The following is a 17752-nucleotide window of genomic DNA, read 5'->3' as shown; positions in this document are numbered from 1 at the left end:
ATACAGCTGATAAAAGGTTTGTAACATAGGGGCTTATGGATAAAGATAATAATTCAAATATGTTTAGCGAAGAACTGCAGTCCAAGACGATCAACTTTCTTCGCTTTCCACTTATTGTGGGTGTTGTATTTATCCATACGGATTTTTCTAATGTTGTGATGCAGGGAGTAAAACAAATAGATTTTGCGAATTATCCTATTTTCTCCTCTATTTTCACACTATTTTCTAAAATCATCCTCGAGATCTGTGTTCCCCTTTTCTATTTTATCTCGGGTTTTTTATTCTTTTATAAAACACCGGTTTTTAACACCCATACTTATCTTGGAAAGTTAAAGAAACGTGCTCGTTCCTTACTGATTCCCTATGTTTTTTGGAATCTCGTTGTCTTGCTACTCTTATATCTTGCACAAACCTTTTTGGGGGGTAGTTTGATTTCTGGAAAGAGTAAATTGATAACCGATTACAGTATGTTGGATTGGCTATGGGCTTTCTGGGATACCTCGATGATAAGTTCACATTTGGACAAATCTTTACCCATCAATTCTCCTTTCTGGTTTATCCGTGACCTGATGGTTGTCGTGCTTTTTTCTCCGCTAATCTACATTGTCTTGAAAAAACTCAAGGGTATTGCGGTGATTTTGTTGGGGATATTGTGGATAACAAATCAGTGGATGTATTTGCCTGGATTTAGCTTCGCGTCATTATTCTTCTTTGCCGCAGGAGCTTATTTTAGTATTCATAATAAAAACTTTGTAGAAGTGCTGAAACCCAGACTATCGATGGCTATATTGTTTTATCCCATTATGGCTCTAACGGATCTATATTTGTGGGGGCCGCAATGGAATGCTTATTTGCATGGTGGGGGAATTATCATTGGTCTTGTGCTTGCCATAGGACTGTCTGCCCATTTTATAGCAAAAGGTACTTGGAGTGATAGTACATCATTGGGCAATAGCAGTTTCTTTATCTTCGCGTACCATCGCCTACCACTGGTGTTTGTCATTAAATTTTTATTTAAGATTATTCATCCGAATTCCGAGATTGAATTATTGCTTTTATATATTGTTTGTCCAGCGATTACAATCCTACTGGGCTTACTAATTTATAACGTATTGAAAAAATATTTACCACGTTTTACTTCGCTTATTAGTGGAGGGCGATAGCTAAAATGATATGAAAAAATATAAATGGTGGATTGCTGCCGGACTTCTTGTGGTTGTGTTTTTGGTTCGATATGGATTTAAATTTTATCATAAAAACCGGACTGATGCTATTCAATCTGAGTATGTATTTACCGATGTTATTCATTTGGGTCGCACATCGGTAAAGCATCAGGGCATTTCCAATACGTGCTGGTCATATACTGGAAACTCATTTTTGGAATCCGAGATGATTCGTATGGGTAAAAAACCTGTGCCCATTTCACCAATTTATACGGCACGCAAGGTCTACTTGGACAAGGCGCGTAGTTTTGTGCGTCTGCACGGGGAGCTTCATATGGGAGAGGGTGGTCAATTGCTTGATGTATTGCATGTATTTCGTAAATACGGAGCAATGCCACGGGCTGCTTATACAGGTCTTGTGGGGAAAAATCAGTACAACGATTTTGGTAAAATGACGCAGCGGTTGAATACGATGTTGCAGGTTTTGGTAAAGAATAAACCCCTGAAACCGGATTGGGAAGTGGGATATGCATCGACGCTAGACGAGTATTTAGGCGAGGTGCCGCAACAATTTGATTATGAGGGAAAAACTTACACAGCACGTACGTTCGCTGATCAGGTCATTGGCATCAATCCGGATGATTACATTGGTCTCGCTTCTGTATCCGACCAACCCTATTATAGTCCCTTTGTGCTGCTAGTGCCCGACAATTGGTCGTTTGATCGCTTTTATAATGTGCAAATGAATGACTTAACGGATGTCATTGATGAAGCATTGCTGAAGGGATATACGGTAGCTTGGACTTCAGATATTTCTGAAAAGGGATTTTCGTGGCAGCATGGTATCGCATATGTACCAGAGAAACCATATGAAGATATGACCCGTCAGGAACAAGAAACCATGTTTGTGCGCCCTCAACCAGAGATGAAGGTTACGGCTGCACAAAGGCAAAAAGATTTTGACAATTGGCAAACAACGGACGACCATGCTATGCACATTATAGGAACCGCAAAAGACCAAAATGGAAAAGCTTATTATATGGCTAAAAATTCGTGGGGCAAAGCCAATGCATATAAGGGACTTCTTTATGTATCGAAGGAATTTGTCCGTTACAAAACGGTCACGCTGATGCTGCACAAAGATGCGCTAAATGCGGCGCTTAAAAGTAAAATGGATATGATATAAAACTTTATGCTCGTGGTAAAAGTGCTGCTGATTATCAACAATTATATCCTATTCCACAAAGTGAGATTGATAGAAATAGTAATCTAACTCAAAATCCAGGCTACTAAATGAAAAGAAATTATGTGATACTGACTTGTCTATTACTAGGTTTAGGCAAGTTTAATTCGGAGGCACAGACCCAGGAAAAACCCAATATTATTTTTATCCTATCGGATGATCATGCTTATCAAGCGATTTCAGCTTATGGCTCGCAGTTGGTCAATACGCCACGCATTCAAGTGGAGGCTTTGCAACCTGAAATTAAGAAACTGAAACTTCGCTTAAATGAGCTTATTGATCAATATGAAGATACTGAAGCTGCGGAAGTGTTACGTCAAGAAAAAAAGAAATGAGAAAAAGCATTAGTTTACTGATTTGTTTGTTTGCTCCTGTACTATTATTTGCGCAGCAGCAGCAACCTAATATTGTAGTGATCATGATCGATGATCTGGGCTGGCAGGATTTGTCCGAACCTTTTGATCACAAATTATCGAAGAACAACCGAATCTATAAGACACCAAATATCGAGGCCTTGGCAAAGGGAAGTACCAAATTTACCAATGCCTATGCTACTCCTGTTTGCACGCCTTCGCGTGTGAGTTTTCTGACAGGGATGAATGCTGCGCACCATAAGGTGACGAACTGGACATCTCCGGTTAGGGATCAGCCTACTGATGTGACGGACAGTGTTTTTGAACGTGCGGATTGGAATTTTAATGGGATGAGCCCCATTCCAAATATTCCGAATACAGTATTTGCAACACCATTCCCACAGCTATTAAAGGACAATGGTTACGTGACGATCCATGTAGGCAAGGCGCATTGGGGAGCGGCAGGTACACCTGGGGCAAATCCTTATAATTTGGGGTTTATGGTCAATATTGCGGGACATGCTGCCGGACATCCGCAAAGTTATTATGGGGAAGAAAATTATGGCAATATACCGGGCAAGGCCGGACTACAGGCTGTTCCGGATCTGAGTAAATACCATCAGACAGATACTTTTCTAACGGATGCACTTACGTTGGAGGCGATCAAAACTCTTGAAACACCGATCGATCGGGGGCAGCCTTTCTTTCTTAACCTGGGACATTATGCTGTTCACACGCCGTTGCAAGCGGATAAACGGTTTTTTCAGCACTATATCGATGCTGGTCTTGATACGAAAGAAGCGGCTTATGCTTCTTTGATCGAAGGGATGGATAAAAGTGTGGGTGAGCTGGTGGCTTATTTAAAATCGAAACAGGTGTATGACAATACGGTGGTTGTTTTCCTATCTGATAATGGTGGACTAAGCTTACCGCCAATGCGTAGTGGTGAGCAACATACACAAAATCTACCTCTAAGAGCTGGAAAAGGCTCTGTCTATGAAGGTGGAATCCGAGTACCGCTCTTGATTAAAGCTGTCGATCAACGAACTGCTAGAAAAGTAGAAGAGCCTATAGCTATAACCGATTTTTTTCCGACACTTTTACATATTGCAGGTGCGACACTCAAGAAGGATATTGTCCAGGAACTGGACGGACGTAATATCTATCCGCTTTTATCGGGTAGAAAATTAAAAGAACACGTATTCATTTGGCATACGCCCAATAAGTGGGTTCCTCAAGATGGTCCTGGAATAAATTATTATTCGGCTATTCGCAAGGGGGACTGGAAATTGGTCTATGCGCAGAAAACAGGTAAGATTGAATTGTATAATTTGGAGCAGGATATCGGTGAGCAATATGATGTCGCTGCTGAGCAGCCTGCAAAGGTGGACGAACTGGCGGGCTTGCTAAGTCAGCAACTGCGCCACTGGAAAGCAATTATGCCGGTTTATAAAAATACAGGTCTACCGGCGAAGTATCCAGATGAAGCTTTAGCTAAATCAAAATAAGATTGATTTCTTACCTTTTTAATAGGAAAAGCATGCTCAAGACATTGAGCATGCTTTTTTTATATTCTACTAGGTTATCGCTGTTTGGCATATTCTGGTCTTTTCAGGTTATCGTGCAATTTTTCTTCTCGCCATCTCCGTAAGATTGTTAAACCTATTTCCAACTTCCAGCAATGGATATTTCAAGATTTTCACTTTCGACTTCCATTTCTATTGGAAATATAATTTTGTATGCCTGCATGTCTACTTCACATTCCCCAAGAAGTCCGGAGCGATCACTCCACAATTGTACGATATAGTTCTGGGCATATATGGGTAATGATACATGAGGGTAAACTCCAAATTGGGCAGGGAGCGTATATGCACTCGGGTAGCTACCTGTTTCAGCAAGAAGAATGGACCCCCGCGGGTTAAGAATTTTGAAAAAAAGATTTTGTTTACTCGTATCTGCATGTATTTTATAATGATTCAACTGAATAGTCTTTAATATAAAAATCTTGTCTTCTTTTTTGCATGATAGGCTCAAGAATAATAGGGTAATAAATAATATTTTTTTCATATCGATTGTAAAATTGTTTTTAAGCAGGAGAGAGATTTTTTGATCTTAACCGTATTATTGTCTTGCTCAAATAGGGTGATAATGCAATTAAGAGCAATATGCCGACAATGATCCATGCTATTAATTCATAATAATCCATTGCAAAACGCAATTGATCTTGTTTATGCAGACTATTGATCAATAACTTGTGTGCTGCCTTTGATGATAATTCGGCGTGCAATCCATTTTCGATGAGCATATTGGATTGATGTTGAAGATGTGCTTTAACCGGACTGTCCAATACGGTTAAATGATCTTGAAAAGTGTTGTAATGCTGGCTTTTTCCATATAGCTCAAAATAATTTATCAAAGCAATGCTGCTGCAGAAACCAAGATAACGGATTGCTAAACTTACCGCTGCTGCTGAGGTGCTACGAGAAGTAGCGACAGACGATATGCTGTATATGATCGTTGGAACCATGATAAGACCAACACCAAAACCTTGTATAAATAGCGGAATAAAATAGTTGAATTCATCTGCTTGGGCATCTGTATGAAAAAATAGGATGATATGGAAAATCAGTAAAAAGATAAATCCAATGCTCCAGATAAACCTGATATTCCTTTTTTGTATAACCATCCAACAAGAAATGATGGTTCCAAGTATTAAACCACCCAAATTAAATAAATTGATGTATGAAACATGTATAGGATCAAAGCCTAATATAGCAGTGAAATAGGTATTGGTTATTCCCGATACGAAGCGACATATGTACATGACGAAAAGTATCATAAGACCGGCTTTGAAACTACGGGATCTAAATATACGAAGGTCAATATAAGGATGTTTCATGGCCCGTTGTCTGAGTATGAATAGGATGGATAGAAATAGTAAACCCATACATGAATAGCGAATTCTTTTATCCGTCAACCAGTAGTATTCTTGTCCGAAAATAAAGATGTATCCAATCAGTACGAGGCCAATACTGTAGAGTGAGAAGCTTTGCCAATCCAATTTGTATAATGGGAAACGTACGTTCAATCGGATACGATTCATCGTTAAGGGGAGTAAGATAAGACTAGGAAGATAGGAGTACAGTGCTCCTTTATAGATGATATTAAAATTAAAAGAATCAATGAGATTGGCAGTTACTAGATTATTGAAAGGGAGTGCGCATATCAATAGTCCAAAGAAAACAGAAAAGCTTATTTCCCTTGCTCTTTCATTTTTTAATCGTGTAAACATCAGGGAGAGTGCGAGGTTGACCGTGCTTGCAAATAATAAGCCCTGTACAAATCTGATGGGGAAGAAGATATACACTTCATGGGTATAATAACATACCCATGTGGTGAGCATGAGTAAGAATGTGAATAGTATAAAATATTCCCGCGCGGCCAAATAATTAAAGAAACGACGTTCCAAACTGTAAAATCCAACATAGCCAGCATAAAATAAGGCTACCGAAAACTGCATGTCTGCCGGCTCACTTCCATAATATCCTGCTGCAGCGGGAATATTTGTTATAGGGATGAAAAATAAAACGATACTGGGCAATAATAAGATAAATAAGATTGCTTTTATCATCCATTCTGGTACCCAGGACTTGAAAATAGGAATCGTATTAACCACGGTTTTGTTTTTTTGATGTAAAGACATTGACATTCATACCCACTTTTAAAATGTCGATTTCACTACGCTTTCCATCTATGCGTATACGCACTGGAATTCTTTGTACAATCTTAACGTAATTACCCGTCGAGTTATCTGGAGGTAAGAGCGAGAAACTAGACCCTGTAGCTGGTGATAGCGAAATAATAGTTCCTTTAAATTCTTGACTGGGATAAGCGTCAGCGAATACTTTGACGGTATCACCGATACGCATGTTGGCCACTTGTGTTTCTTTATAATTAGCGACGACCCATTTATCGGTATCATCATTTACGATGAATGCCAATGGTTCGCCTACATCGATCATTTGTCCAGCTTCGATGGTCCGTCTTCCCATCCGGCCATTGTAGGGAGCTACAATGACGGTGTAGCTTACATCCAGTTTATGGCGGTCCAATAACGATTTTAAACGAGAGATTTCTGAAAGGACTACAGATCGCTCTACCTTAATATCTTCTATGCTTAAAAGTGAGGCATCGTGGTTGTCTCTAGCGGCTTGATAATTGTTGCTGTTCACATCGAGAATAGCTTGCATTTCTTCCACTTTTTGTTTTGTAGCAGATTCTTCCTGAAAGAGTTTTTCGTAACGATCAAAATCCAATTGCTCTTTCCATAATTTTGCTTTATTGCTGTTTACTTGTGCTCCATATGCGCTTGCTGTTTTCGTTAGCGTTTCGATCTTACTATCCAATACGCGCAGTTGTGCTTGTTCTTTTTGTAGCGATGCTTCGGTTTGTTTTTGTTGTAAAATATATTCTCGACTGTCAATGATAAAAAGTGTATCTCCCTTTGTTACGTGTTGGTTTTCTTCAAATTGAACGGTTTCGACAAAGCCACCGGCTCTTGAAATAATGGGATTAACGTATTCTTGTACTTGTGCATCATTGGTCTGTTCGTAAATAAAATACCCCCATAGTGTATAGCCTCCCCATACCATCATGACGATAACAATAAGGCCTGCAATAAAGCCTGTTATTCGAGTAATCAAACGGTCGGTAACTGTGTATTTGTTTTTCATTTCTTTCGTTATTTAGTCGTGTTCGCTCTCCATGGTCTACATGAGATCGTTTCACTCGGTTAAAAGATGATTAAAGCTTTATTATCATCACAATCATTGATAATAAAGTTTACAGGACACCTATAATGTTTTGTAGTAAGTAATATTTGTCTTGTGCTAGGATACGTGCAGATGCTAACTCAAAATGGGTTTGTAGCAGTTGAATATCTGCGTCAAGTAGATCGGTTATCAAGGAAGTTTGGTTGAAATACGTGTTTTTAATGATACGCGCGTTCTCCTTAGCTTGCAGTACATCCACTTCAGCCACCGCAATCTGTTTTAGCGCTTCTTGATAACGTAAGTAGGCTTCTTTTACGTTCTGCCGTACTATATCTCCGATGTTGTGGTGCGCTTCTTCTTCTTTCTCCAATTCTAATTTGGCAGCCTTTACTTTGTGGATATTATGATATATGGATGAAATGGGAAAAGTTGCTTTCACCCCAATGACGCCCAAAGAGTACCAATCCGGATTATATGGAGCTAAGAATATTTGAGGATTTGCGTAGTAGAAATCACCATATATACCGATGTTTGGACGAACATTGGCCTTGACCTGTTTCAGATTAATAGCGCTCAATTCGGTTTGCTTTTCTGATATATGATACGAAAATGAGTGTTTCAAAGCTTGTTCCAAATATTGCTCATAGGACGTATTCTCTCCCTTTTTTTGGTCTAATGGTTTAGGTGTGATGACCTTATCATCCGGTTCGCCAAAGATGATGTTCAGCTTTTGAGTGGCAATAAGGATATCATTTTCGATGGTGATCAAGGTCATTCTTCTTTTGGAAAGATCAAGTTCAACACGTAAAACATCGCTCTTTAATACCGTTCCATTTTCGTGAAAATGCTTGATTTCGATCAATTGTTTTTCTTGGTCGGCAATGTCTTGTATGATCAGGTCTTTGAAAAGTAGACAACGTTGTAAATCGAGATATAGTGAAGCTGTTCTGTATCGAATATCTGAAATCATCTTATTCTCCTGCACCATACTGAGTTGATGCAATGTTTTGTCCTCTTTGATCTTTAATCTGAATTTGTTACCATGATACAGTACTTGATAAAACTCGGCTCCCATATGATATAGGGTATGGATGACTTCGTGTTGTGTGGGTTTTGAAAATAGTCCATTCTCATAAATTGGGATATTGGACGCCTTTTCTGCTGTTCCTTTTACAGAAATCTCTGGAAATAATTCGATTTTAGCATCCTTGTATTCCGCCAGTGCTATTGCGGTGTTTTTCCTCTGAATAATGATTAATTTGCTGTGCAATTCTGCTTTTTCCCAGGCTTCTGGTAATGTCAGGTAAACCGTATCTATTGGAACGACATGTGGCGCTAGGGGATTTTGAGAAGGAGGCGTTGCAAAGGCAAATTGTTTAAAAACGAAGAAAAACAACAGGGTTAGGGTTTTTTGCATTTGAAATATATCTATTTTTTGATCGGGACAAAATTAGAGGTAAGCGCCCTTCTGAAATATCTTATAATAGACATGTTTTTATTGAATCAAGCCATAATGTAAATCTCAAAATATTTTCACTAAATCAGCATAATAAATTTCATTCTTCTAGCATATCCTGTATTTTTGACAACAAATAATGATATGGGACTTATTGCTTTATTGCCTGAGATAGATGAACATGCAGAATCAGCTTTTGTGATGCATGAAAGATCAGAAAAACTCATTCCTTTACATACACACAAGAAAGGTCAATTAGGCTTTGTGGAAGGAGGGATAGCTTATATTACCATTCAAGGTAAAACCTATGTCGTACCGGCTCGTCATTACTTTTGGATTCCGTTTGGTATTCCTCATATTTTACGGATTGGTCATTCCGGCACCGTATTACGGTCGATCTATTTTTATACTGATGACGATGATGTGGATACTTTTTACGGTAAACTGGGTATTTATCCTGCCACAGAGCTTTTGATCCAGATGATCAATCATACCGAGCGTTGGGATGAGCGGCATGTGATACCTACAGATTATTATTTTGATTTTTTAGTATCGATCAAGAAACTCTTGCCTCAACTTAATAGTAGCGCACTTCCCATTGTTTTACCAACGAGTACAGATCAAAGAATGCTAGAGGTTATTCGTTACCTGGAAGATAATCTGGCAGAACAAATCACTTTGAAACACATCAGTGACCGCTTTTATATGAGTGAACGGTCGATGTCCCGCATATTTCAGACGCAGTTGCATGTCTCTTTTTTACAGTATTTTAAAACACTGCGCATGATTAAGGCAATAGAGATGCTATTACAAAGCAATGTGTCCATTACGGAGATTGCATTTGCGGTAGGCTATGATACAGTGGGGTCTTTCAGTAATACTTTTCAAACCTTTACACACTCAAGACCATCAGATCTGAGGAAAAATAATGCTTTATTTTTTAATAAATCCTAGGTGCTGTGGTTGCATAAAGCGAGCACAAGGTTGCGTTGGTCTATGGCAGAACTCGTGTGGGGCATGTTTGCGATCTATGTTAGATTTCAAAATCTTTTAATACGGTTTCCAGTGCATTTTTTCCAACATATTCATTTCGAATGAGCTCTCTGATTTTCTCAGCAAGCCATAAAGTCATTAATTCCTCTTCTTTTACACTGAAAAAACCGCTCAGAGTTTTCAAGTGACTTTTACTGACTAAGGTTTCATTTCTTTCGATTTTGCTAATAAATGCACCTCCTACATGAATTAAAATACCAATTTCTTTTTGCATTAAATTATTGGCTTCTCTCAATTCTTTGAGCTTTTCTCCAAGTGTGACCATATTCAATAATTATTAATTAGACTTGACTATGCGATTAACTTACCTCGTAATCTGCGGCGCATGATAGCACAAGAGTCATTATAAGACTGTGTATGTTTAAAAGAATCGATTTATTTTTTAAAGTTGGATGTGCTTTTTGCAGTAATTAATTTGCTGAGCAACTCCGCTTTCATCCAACGCGCTATTATACATGGGATAAGGTATGTATTCTGGAGCGAGAATAAGCGTATCGGACTCTGATTAAGCGAGAGTTGCAAAGACAAATTATTTATAAACAATTAAAAAACATATTTTTTATTTAAACTATACTTCTTTTTTCATTGGGACAAAATTAGGGATAAGAATTATTTTGGGCTATCCTATAAAAGACATGTTTTTATTGATTCAAGACATAATGAACATTTGTATTGAAGTTATATTTTTTCACTTCAATACCTTTATTTGCATGACGATTTCTTATAGCATTAAAAACAGTTATTTACTATTTAAGATAGCATTGTGGTTAATAAAATACCTTTGTATCTTTTTATATAAAGTATTTTATTACCTTAGTTATTGATGCTCAAAGTTGATCTATCCTATAAAATAGTCCTCATTTTAGGCAATAATACAAAGACTATTGTGATTCATTTATGTACGCTTGCCTAAATGTAACCTCATGCTTTATATTAATCTTTTAGATCTCTAAAAGATTGATCATCTATTTCAATGTTATAATAATTATTATCGTTATGGAAACCAACAGTATACGTCCTTTGGGTAGGCACCCATCTTTACAACCACTAAGCCGAGAACATCATTTCTCGTTACTGTTGTGTTGGAAAATTAGGAAGGGATTGGAACAAGCTATTGAAGTAAAACGATTGCAAGATTACATTATATATTTATGGGAAAATCAGATTGCCGAGCATTTCGATATAGAAGAGCGTTTGATTTTACCAATTCTAGGAGAGGAACATGTGGGGGTCATACGGGCACGGAAAGAACATCGCTTATTAAGGAGACTTTTTCTTACTCCAGTTTATACTTATAAAACGATTAATCGAATAGAGGAAACATTAGAAAAACATATTCGTTTTGAAGAAAGGGAACTATTTCCTTTAGTTCAAGAAACGGCAAGTTTGGAAGATTGGCAAAAGCTCGAATCGGTCCACAATGATGATGTAGTTGAAATTATCTGGAAAGATGAATTCTGGAAGTAAGAGGGGAAGGAAACCAATTGGTTTTAGTAAAGGTAAAAATAATAATCCTGTCACCCATTATATCGTAATCGAGAATATGGGATTTTAACCTCAAGATTCAATTAAAATGCCTTCTTCCATTTGCTAGAAGAAGGCATTTTAATTGAATGAAGAAAGGTTGTGCCCAGTTTTTAAACTGTAAGAGCGACCCGATTAGCGCTTGATCTCGATGCGCAGTTCTTCTTGCATCTGACGTGTCACGCCTTTAAGTTCGTAGCTATATGAAAGTAGAAATACATTGAACTGGCGTCCAAAATATTCTTCTATCCTGAATTCATTGGGGTATCGGCTATCGCCATCTATTTGGGTTACCTTGATATTGCGGTAGGGCTTGATGGTTACATGGTTGTCCGTACCCACTTCGAGTAAAATGGAAGTTGCGTTGATAAGATCCGCTTTGCTTTCAAATGATTCTATTCCAGCAATCACGCGAACACTGTTACCTGTTAATGGAAACAACTTCTTATTGCCCGCAGTGACCATGCCGTTTACTAGACCAGACATGGCGTAAAACGCGTTTTCTGCTTGTGAAGCATAAGCATTCTTGATCAGTACTTGATATAGTATGTTTTTTTTCTTTGGATTGATGTCTATACCAGGTGCAGCTGTAGCCTGCAACCCAATTAAATAGGTCGAATCTGGAGAAAGTCCAGCTGGACGAATCTTGACGCTCGTACGTCCTGTACGTGTGCCAGCCTCAATGCTGATGTAATTATTTACAATTTCATATTTATCCCTAGGCAATAGTTTCGCGTATAACTTTTCATCGTTGTCAAAAAGAGACCGGTTGTATATATCGAATTGGGTTTGGTCTTCTTCCAATTGAATGGCAAGATTAATCGTGGGGGCGTGTGTGCCTCCAGTAGAAGCAGTTATATATCCGGTTACCTCTTCATTCGTCAGATCAACTACTTCCTGAAATGTGTTATAATAGTTATTACTGATTAATGCGACTTCATTTCGATACATTTCCTTTTCAAACAATTCGTTGTCTTTGCATGCTGACAGCAGCATGCTTACTGCCAATATCTTTATATATCTTACTTTCATCTCTTTCTTTTTTATGAGCTTAATAACCGGGATTTTGATCGACAGAAGGAAGCCTTCTCATTTCGGCACGTGGTATAGGTATCCAAATCAATTTTTTGTCAACGACGCGGGTCAGGAATGACGATGTCCCTGGAATGACGCGTTGGTAATAGGTTTCTTTGGTAGCGCCATCGGGATTCATACCACGTATAGGTTCGCGTTCAGTTTCTTCGTAAATTCCCCAGCGACGCACATCATAGAAGCGTCTGTTTTCCCACAGAAACTCTACCATACGTTCACGCTCGATCTGTTTTTGAATTGTTACGGAACTGCTGAGTTGGTTGGCACTAAGTCCCGGAAGTCCAGCACGGTATCGAACCAGGTTAAAAGTATTTTTTATCGCTTCCAAATCACGAGATATGGTGTAATTCTGGTCTCCGAGCTGTATTGAGTGACTTCCAGTGAGGTTGTTGAGTGCTTCCGCGTAAGACAACAAAATCTCGGCATAGCGGATGATGGAGTACGATTTTTTCATGTGACGAGCACCAGTACCTTGAAAGGCATCCATAGGGTGGTTATATTTCTTGATAACATATCCTGTGATGGGGTAATTGGGCGAAATAGCGGTTACACCACCGCGACCATCGGCATCCTGATAATAGTATTTTGCTGTATAATTATTGATCGAAGTACTGGAAAGTGCTTGCCATACAGCTTCGTTAAACCCAATAGAGGCGTAGAAGCGCATCTCACGATTCGCATACATATTATATACTCCTGAATTGAGCGGATATCCCGAGAAATTGCGAGGCTGGGTTGTAAAACCCGTTTCCGAATAATAATTGTCTGATGATGCCTCTTCTTTGGTTCGTCCGTCGTCCATCAAATAGGCATCGACTACTTTCTGTGTGACACAGAAACGTCCCCAGCCACCCAATGAAGGGGGCATTGCCCCTTGACTAATAGTGGTCTTTAGGTATTCGGTATTTCTGCCCCAGATGATTTCTTTGTTAATAGAAGCAACTGCTTCTCCTGTAAAAATATCAGAGTAGGATCTTAAAGGATCGATGCCTGCTGCTCCATTCGGGAACTCTTCATAGAAATTAGGGTCGGACATCACTCCTTTTGGAAGTGCGGGCGTTTTGTTATCACTAACTACTGTGTATAATTGGTACTGTCCAAGATCTATGACACGTTTTGCCGCAGCGGCCGCTACAGCCCATTTTGCTTCACTGTATTGTTGCGACACGTAGTGTACATTGTCGGTTTTGCGCGTCCAGTTGCCATAATATGCGTTGGCCACTGGTCCACCGTTGAACAACGGACTAGCATGAATGAGACGTAGACGGGCAACCAAAGCGTAGGCTGCACCTTTAGACGGACGTCCAAAATCCAATAACGACACATCTAGGGGCATGAATTGTGCCGCTTTTTCAAATTCCGAACAGGTATAGTCCATGGTCTCATCGTAGGTTGCTCTCGGTCTGTCGTAATAAGTGATGGGTTCATTAGTATTCACCACTTCATCGCCCACTAGGATGGCTGGTCCGTAGTCTACCAAGATGTTGTAATAAGCATAGGCACGGATAAAACGGGTATACCCCTCGATCCGTAGGCGATCCATATTATTTAGATCGCTCGGACGGTCTAAGTTCTGGAGGATGTTGTTACACTTACGGATGATTTTGTAGTATCGCCCCCATTCGTTGAGGTTGTACTTTGTTGAAGATCCACCTCCGAAAAAATCAGGCGATATATTTCCAGTTACGAAATCCATGCCGTAATAGACATTTGTCGAACCAGCACCGGTCAATCCGTTGAGGCCTTCATCGGTTGCCATAGGGCCCGGGGTGTAGCCATATCGAACCGTGTTGGACTCGTCGGGAAACATCGCGGCTGCACCCCACATATAAGCCTCCATATTGCGAACATTGGAAAAGGCCGAGTCGATGTTAAATTCATCGTCGAAATATTCGTCGATATTGAGGTAATCCTTGCAGGAAGTTGTCATGAATAGCATTTGGACTGCCGTAGCGACAAATATGATTCTTTTTATAATAGATGTTCTCATAGTATTTAACTGTATTTGCATTAAAAATTGACGTATATCTGAAAGGAATAAGTAGACGGTATCGGGTATTTACGACCATTCCAAGCAGCTTGTTCTGGATCAAATATTTTGACATTGTCCCAGATGTAAAGGTTGTTACCTACAAACTGCAGGTCCATTGAAGAAACTCCGATACGTTTCAGAAACGCTGGATTGATATTGTAGCTTAGCGTCAGTTCTTCCAATCTTACATAGCGCGCATCGCCTTGCCAGTAGGTTGACAATTGACTGTTGTTGCTATTGTTGCCGTATTGCAAGCGTGGAAATCTAGCATTGGGGTTTTCCGCCAATGCTGGATCTATGCCATTGGCTATTGCATAGTCCCTCGGGATCCAACGGTTGCTCGGGTCTGCCGCCATGGTGAGTACATTACCCAAGTTGCCCTCAAAAAATGGCATGTAGCCCATACCGTTCAATGTCGAGGTAGTACCGATCTTCGTCGATTGGCCAACGTAGAAAAAGGATGTTTTTCCGGTTCCTTTAAACAGCATACCCAAGGTTAGTTTCTTGTAGCGAAATTCGCCACCGAAACCGTACATTGCTGCTGGGTAATTGCTATGGGTGAGCGGTACCATATCGAGTTTGTCAATCGTGCCGTCACCATTTACATCTTTATATTTGATATCACCAGGTAATACTTCTCCGAAGGATTGTTTAGGACTATATTTGATATCGTCCTGATCTTTAAATAGCCCTATGGATTGATAGCCACGGATGGAATTGTACGGAAATCCATTGTACTCCAAGTAAGGGTACTCCAAATAAGATTGCTCCCAGTTCTGTACCAGGTTTTTCGAGTAAGTGAAATTTCCTCGCAACGTGAAGCCTAAATCTTTAGAAATGTTGTGAGTATAGCTGATGTTTCCGTCAACACCCGAACTTTTCATACGACCTACATTGGCAAAAGGGTTGGATATGACGCCTACATATTCTGGAATCTGTACGCGTTGCTGGAAGATGCCATTACGCTGATCTTTGAAAAAGTCGACTACAAAATCCAGTTTGTTGTTAAAAAGCTTGCCTTCAATACCCAGATTTGATTTAATGGCTTTCTCCCAGGCTAGATTGTCGGCGCCAATGCGTGTCTCATGGATGGTTTCTATATCTGGGATTCCCCATACATCGTTATTGCCTTGGTTTACTTTAGTTAGGTAGGGGAATCTGATATTGGAAATACGGTCGTTGCCGACAGTACCATAGGAAGCCCTGATCTTAAAGTAATTAAGCCAAGGAGCTACCTCTTTCACAAATTGGTAGCCAGTAGGCACCCAACCTACAGCTACGGATGGGAAAAAACCATACTGCTTACCAGGCTGGAAGTTTTCGGAACCTGTATATCCAAAGTTGACATCTAACAAATAAGTGTCTCGGAAACCGTAGGTAAGTCTACTGGATACACCCTGGTAACGTAGCGGTATGGCATTGAGGTTACTATTGGCATCGTCGGTATCTTTGGCATCGCTCAGATAATAATATACCAATGCTGATGTGCGATGGTCGGTTCCAAATAGTTGATCGTAATTGATAACAGACTCAAAATGATATTTACGGTACTGACGTGTAGATTTGCTGTAAGATGCTTTTTTTTCTTGCACGGTTTCTTGCATAATAAGTGAGCCGTCGTATGCACGGCCCAGGGCTCTGTAAAGTGCCGGCTGTACGCGTCTGCGTTCTTCAAAATAGCTGTTGATGTCGTAAGCACCTTGTGCACGAAACTTAAGACCATCTAATATTGAGGATAAGTCTTGGTTGAGTGCTAAGGTTGTTTTTCCTTTGAACACCTGGTCCGAGGCTTTCCCCGTACGATTAATCATGGTATATGGCGACGATTGGTCTTCGCCACCAAGACCGGGTAGGTGGCCGTTTGAATACTGTACTGGAATAGATAAGGGAGTAAGGCGCGATTGTGCGCCCCAGATGTAGTCCGTATTGGCTAAGCCGGGCTGGTCTAATTTGGATAAAAAACCGTCAGAACCCAAAAATACTTTCGTTGTTTTGGTCAAGTTGATATCCAGATTGATGCGGTAGTTGTAGGTGTTGAAGCCTACGTTGGAGCTGTATACGCTATTTTTATCCACTTTATATGCCGCAGTTTCGCTTTTTCCGCCTAGACTCAAGAAGTAGCGGGCCACTTCAGATCCTCCTCTACCACTTACATAATAACTGTGGCGCCAGAAATTTTTATTAAGAATTTCATCTTGCCAGTTTACGTCGGGATACATATCCAAGTCTAGACCATCACGGATGATGCCCATTTCTGTTTGGTCGTATAGAGGGCTTTGTCCACGGAGCATACTAGCTTCATTTGCTAATTTTGCATAATCGTAGGCCTGTAAATATTCTGGTAAACGGTTAAGGAGGGAAAGCGTTGTATTTGCTCTTGCCGTCAGTTGAATCCGATCGACGATACCTCGTTTGGTCGTAACCAGTACCACACCGTTGGCACCGCGAACACCGTATACGGCAGTGGCCGAAGCATCTTTTAAGATTGAGAAACTTTCTACATCTGCCGCATCGATCGTGTTGAGATCACCCTCTAAACCGTCAATAAGCACCAAAGCACTGCTGTTGGCACCAAATGTTCCGATACCACGTACCCAAAACTCGGAAATGTTTTTCCCCGGTTCACCACTGCTCAGTCTGGATATGACACCAGCTGATCTTCCGTTGCACATTGCCCAGACCTACGACCATAACTTCGTCCATAGTGGTACTGTTGTCCATGAGGGAGATTCTCAGTTGATCGTTAGTTTCTACAGCGAGATGCTCTACCGCGTTGTAACCAACATAACTGAACACGATTTTATCGCCATAGTTAGCTCTAATACTAAATTTACCCGCTTGGCTAGTAGATGTACCGACTGATGGTTTGTCCTTGATATATACGGATACGTTGGAAATTGGCTCTCTATTTTTATCGACAATGGTACCTGCAATTAGTAACTCTTTCACTTGTTGTGCAAAGGTTGTAGTGTGTGCAATGCAACAGCACAGTAGGCACATAATCTGAATGAACTTCATTTTTTGTTAGCTATATATGTTATTATCTTCTGTTGGATAAGGTGTT

The 17752-nt window shown here is 39.9% G+C and carries 16 protein-coding genes; 7 read left to right on the top strand and 9 right to left on the bottom strand.

From position 1 onward, the window contains the following. Window positions 1–35 precede the first annotated feature (35 nt). The 5 genes from KO02_RS21260 to KO02_RS21245 are packed head-to-tail and all read left to right on the top strand — an operon-like array spanning window position 36 to window position 4267. Window positions 36–1163, top strand: a complete 1128-nt coding sequence (locus KO02_RS21260; RefSeq protein ID WP_200878584.1) for an acyltransferase family protein — start codon at window positions 36–38, stop codon at window positions 1161–1163. 10 nt (window positions 1164–1173) lie between these two features. Next, window positions 1174–2349 (top strand): aminopeptidase C, encoded by a 1176-nt coding sequence (locus KO02_RS21255; protein ID WP_051960187.1) that lies wholly within the window; start codon window positions 1174–1176, stop codon window positions 2347–2349. Continuing rightward, a complete protein-coding gene (locus tag KO02_RS24440) occupies window positions 2346–2456 on the top strand; it encodes a RagB/SusD family nutrient uptake outer membrane protein (protein ID WP_081918506.1) in 111 nt (36 codons plus the stop codon). Before KO02_RS21255 ends, KO02_RS24440 begins: the two co-directional genes overlap by 4 nt. After that, window positions 2457–2741: a hypothetical protein gene (locus KO02_RS21250; protein WP_038701530.1), complete on the top strand. Its 285-nt coding sequence runs from the start codon at window positions 2457–2459 to the stop codon at window positions 2739–2741. After that, window positions 2738–4267: a sulfatase gene (locus KO02_RS21245; RefSeq protein ID WP_038701528.1), complete on the top strand. Its 1530-nt coding sequence runs from the start codon at window positions 2738–2740 to the stop codon at window positions 4265–4267. The genes KO02_RS21250 and KO02_RS21245 overlap by 4 nt, the downstream gene beginning before the upstream one ends. Window positions 4268–4421: 154 nt before the next feature. Here the strand turns inward: KO02_RS21245 and KO02_RS21240 are convergent, their stop codons facing one another. The 4 genes from KO02_RS21240 to KO02_RS21225 form a co-directional block, all read right to left on the bottom strand. Next, a complete protein-coding gene (locus KO02_RS21240) occupies window positions 4422–4826 on the bottom strand; it encodes a hypothetical protein (RefSeq protein WP_038701527.1) in 405 nt (134 codons plus the stop codon). 19 nt (window positions 4827–4845) lie between these two features. Further along, entirely contained in the window at window positions 4846–6468 is a 1623-nt protein-coding gene (locus tag KO02_RS21235; protein WP_200878583.1) for a transporter, read from the bottom strand. Continuing rightward, entirely contained in the window at window positions 6428–7492 is a 1065-nt protein-coding gene (locus KO02_RS21230) for an HlyD family secretion protein (protein ID WP_038701524.1), read from the bottom strand. Before KO02_RS21230 ends, KO02_RS21235 begins: the two co-directional genes overlap by 41 nt. 109 nt (window positions 7493–7601) lie before the next feature. Continuing rightward, the gene (locus KO02_RS21225; RefSeq protein ID WP_038701522.1) at window positions 7602–8948 is read right to left on the bottom strand and encodes a TolC family protein; all 1347 of its coding nucleotides are present in this window, start codon (window positions 8946–8948) and stop codon (window positions 7602–7604) included. 165 nt (window positions 8949–9113) lie between these two features. Here KO02_RS21225 and KO02_RS21220 point away from each other — a divergent pair, with 165 nt between their 5' ends. Then, on the top strand, window positions 9114–9941 hold the full coding sequence (locus tag KO02_RS21220) for an AraC family transcriptional regulator (RefSeq protein ID WP_200878582.1): 828 nt from the start codon (window positions 9114–9116) through the stop codon (window positions 9939–9941). A 79-nt stretch (window positions 9942–10020) separates the two neighbouring features. On the opposite strand, the gene KO02_RS21215 is transcribed toward KO02_RS21220, so the two are convergent. Then, a complete protein-coding gene (locus KO02_RS21215; RefSeq protein WP_038701518.1) occupies window positions 10021–10305 on the bottom strand; it encodes a helix-turn-helix domain-containing protein in 285 nt (94 codons plus the stop codon). 731 nt (window positions 10306–11036) lie between these two features. Here KO02_RS21215 and KO02_RS21210 point away from each other — a divergent pair. After that, a complete protein-coding gene (locus KO02_RS21210) occupies window positions 11037–11507 on the top strand; it encodes a hypothetical protein (RefSeq protein ID WP_038701516.1) in 471 nt (156 codons plus the stop codon). 192 nt (window positions 11508–11699) lie between these two features. Here the strand turns inward: KO02_RS21210 and KO02_RS21205 are convergent, their stop codons facing one another. The 4 genes from KO02_RS21205 to KO02_RS24190 are packed head-to-tail and all read right to left on the bottom strand — an operon-like array spanning window position 11700 to window position 17706. Further along, a complete protein-coding gene (locus KO02_RS21205) occupies window positions 11700–12596 on the bottom strand; it encodes a BT_3044 domain-containing protein (protein ID WP_038701514.1) in 897 nt (298 codons plus the stop codon). A gap of 19 nt (window positions 12597–12615) precedes the next feature. Then, window positions 12616–14646 carry a RagB/SusD family nutrient uptake outer membrane protein gene (locus tag KO02_RS21200; protein ID WP_038703179.1) on the bottom strand — a complete coding sequence of 677 codons (2031 nt, stop codon included), beginning with the start codon at window positions 14644–14646 and terminating at the stop codon, window positions 12616–12618. A 20-nt stretch (window positions 14647–14666) separates the two neighbouring features. Then, window positions 14667–17360: a SusC/RagA family TonB-linked outer membrane protein gene (locus KO02_RS21195; protein WP_235212302.1), complete on the bottom strand. Its 2694-nt coding sequence runs from the start codon at window positions 17358–17360 to the stop codon at window positions 14667–14669. After that, a complete protein-coding gene (locus tag KO02_RS24190) occupies window positions 17311–17706 on the bottom strand; it encodes a carboxypeptidase-like regulatory domain-containing protein (protein WP_235212301.1) in 396 nt (131 codons plus the stop codon). The genes KO02_RS21195 and KO02_RS24190 overlap by 50 nt, the downstream gene beginning before the upstream one ends. Window positions 17707–17752: the final 46 nt, after the last annotated feature.

The organism is Sphingobacterium sp. ML3W (assembly GCF_000747525.1).
GTDB lineage: Bacteria > Bacteroidota > Bacteroidia > Sphingobacteriales > Sphingobacteriaceae > Sphingobacterium.
The sequence above is the reverse complement of the archived record's forward strand: the minus strand, read 5'-3'. Positions and strand labels throughout refer to the sequence as shown.

Coding starts and splice junctions, on each gene's coding strand:
- KO02_RS21240 (WP_038701527.1), bottom strand. CDS start 4,826: ATGAAAAAAATATTATTTATTACCCTATTATTCTTGAGCCTATCATGC.
- KO02_RS21225 (WP_038701522.1), bottom strand. CDS start 8,948: ATGCAAAAAACCCTAACCCTGTTGTTTTTCTTCGTTTTTAAACAATTT.
- KO02_RS21260 (WP_200878584.1), top strand. CDS start 36: ATGGATAAAGATAATAATTCAAATATGTTTAGCGAAGAACTGCAGTCC.
- KO02_RS21245 (WP_038701528.1), top strand. CDS start 2,738: ATGAGAAAAAGCATTAGTTTACTGATTTGTTTGTTTGCTCCTGTACTA.
- KO02_RS21215 (WP_038701518.1), bottom strand. CDS start 10,305: ATGGTCACACTTGGAGAAAAGCTCAAAGAATTGAGAGAAGCCAATAAT.
- KO02_RS21195 (WP_235212302.1), bottom strand. CDS start 17,360: ATGTGCAACGGAAGATCAGCTGGTGTCATATCCAGACTGAGCAGTGGT.
- KO02_RS21210 (WP_038701516.1), top strand. CDS start 11,037: ATGGAAACCAACAGTATACGTCCTTTGGGTAGGCACCCATCTTTACAA.
- KO02_RS21230 (WP_038701524.1), bottom strand. CDS start 7,492: ATGAAAAACAAATACACAGTTACCGACCGTTTGATTACTCGAATAACA.
- KO02_RS21255 (WP_051960187.1), top strand. CDS start 1,174: ATGAAAAAATATAAATGGTGGATTGCTGCCGGACTTCTTGTGGTTGTG.
- KO02_RS21205 (WP_038701514.1), bottom strand. CDS start 12,596: ATGAAAGTAAGATATATAAAGATATTGGCAGTAAGCATGCTGCTGTCA.
- KO02_RS21200 (WP_038703179.1), bottom strand. CDS start 14,646: ATGAGAACATCTATTATAAAAAGAATCATATTTGTCGCTACGGCAGTC.
- KO02_RS21250 (WP_038701530.1), top strand. CDS start 2,457: ATGAAAAGAAATTATGTGATACTGACTTGTCTATTACTAGGTTTAGGC.
- KO02_RS21235 (WP_200878583.1), bottom strand. CDS start 6,468: ATGTCAATGTCTTTACATCAAAAAAACAAAACCGTGGTTAATACGATT.
- KO02_RS24190 (WP_235212301.1), bottom strand. CDS start 17,706: ATGAAGTTCATTCAGATTATGTGCCTACTGTGCTGTTGCATTGCACAC.